1 protein-coding gene is annotated in these 1,569 nt (G+C 65.6%); it reads left to right on the plus strand.

All coding sequences use genetic code 11. The annotated features are described in order from the left end of the window. The first annotated feature begins 92 nt into the window (after positions 1 to 92). Positions 93 to 1,295, plus strand: coding sequence for an IS110 family RNA-guided transposase (locus BM388_RS17440; protein WP_245781595.1), 1,203 nt, complete (start codon positions 93 to 95; stop codon positions 1,293 to 1,295). The last annotated feature ends 274 nt before the right edge of the window (positions 1,296 to 1,569 follow it).

The following is a 1,569-nucleotide window of genomic DNA, read 5'->3' on the forward strand; positions in this document are numbered from 1 at the left end:
TAGACATGATGGATTGACCTGCCCCTCCTCAACGTCGTGGGTTACGTTGAGGTTGGGCAACAACACAGAGCCACTATTGAGGGAGGCAGGTCATGACACAGTCTAACGCAACTCAGCAGGTCGTTGTGGAGCGCACTGCCGCCGAGCGGCTCAGCGCCGCCAGCGACGTCCATGCCGCCTATATCGGGCTGGATGTGCATAAGGCCAGCATTGCGGTATCCATCGCCGAGGCGGGACGGCATGAGCCGGAGTTTCGTGGTGAGATCGCCAATGAGCCCACGGCCATCGACACGCTGATCCGCCAGCTGAGCCAGCGCTTCGCGGGGCAGCCTCTGCTGTTCAGCTACGAAGCCGGCCCTTGCGGTTACGGGGTCTATCACCAGATTCAGGCCACCGGCCATGATTGTGACGTCGTCGCTCCGTCGCTGATCCCCCGCCGTGCCGGCGATCGCGTCAAGACCGACCGCCGCGATGCGCAGATGCTGGCCCGTCTATCGCGTTCCGGTGAGTTGACGCCGGTGTGGGTGCCCACCCCGGAGCAGGAGGCGATCCGCGATCTGACGCGGGCCCGGGAGGACATGAAGGCCATCGAACTCAAGGCGCGACAGCGGCTCAGCGCCTTCCTGCTGCGACATGGCAAGGTCTATGGCGGCAAGAGCAAGTGGGTCCCCGTTCACTTCCGCTGGCTCGAAACGGTCCGCTTCGACACCCCGGTTCAGCAGATCGTGTTGGAGGAGTACGTCGATGCCGTGAAGGAGGCCCAGCGGCGCGTCGCCGGCCTGGAACAGCAGATGGAGGCGGCACTGCCGAGTTGGTCGCTGGCCCCGGTGGTCGAGGCGCTGATGGCGATGCGCGGAATCGGACTGATCACGGCGATGACGGTGCTGGCCGAACTCGGCGACATCAGTCGCTTCGACTCGCCGCGACAGCTGATGGCCTACCTGGGCCTGGTGCCCAGCGAGCACTCCAGTGGCGGCAGCCGACGCCAGGGTGGCATCACCAAGACCGGCAACGGCCATGTACGGCGCGTGCTGGTGGAAGCCGCCTGGAGCTATCGCTTCCCGGCGCGCAAGACGCGCATCATCCAGCAGCGGGCCGAACGAACCTCGCCGACGGTCCAGGCCATCGCCTGGGAGGCACAGAAACGCCTGTGTGGGCGCTACCGCCGGCTGATGGCCACGGGCAAGGTCAAGCAGCAGGTCACCACGGCGGTGGCGCGAGAGCTGGCCGGCTTCCTGTGGGCCCTCGCCTGCGAGGCAATGGGCAAGCCACACGGCAGCCGGGCCACGACATGACGGCAGTGTCCCAGTGCCTGCGGGTCAGGGAGCGTCGGGCCGGTAGGAGAACCCCTGGCGGTCCTATGAGGCTCCCGCCCTCCGGGGCAGGGTGACCCTCGAGCGTAGAGCAGGGTAGCTCCGCGACGAAGTGATGACAGGTCGGTACCCAACCCACGAATACCAGAGAGATCCACCGTCGCTGATAGCCCCTCGCTTCCTGACCCGTAGGCATTGAGGACAACCGCATGCACTGAAGAGACAACCGAGCCCTTGACAGGTCAATCCATACCAG

The sequence above is a fragment of the Halomonas saccharevitans genome, from assembly GCF_900116405.1.
GTDB classification, from domain to species: domain Bacteria; phylum Pseudomonadota; class Gammaproteobacteria; order Pseudomonadales; family Halomonadaceae; genus Halomonas; species Halomonas saccharevitans.

Bases quoted from the DNA above. Each gene is read 5' to 3' on its own strand.
- BM388_RS17440 (WP_245781595.1), top strand. From the start codon at position 93: ATGACACAGTCTAACGCAACTCAGCAGGTCGTTGTGGAGCGCACTGCC.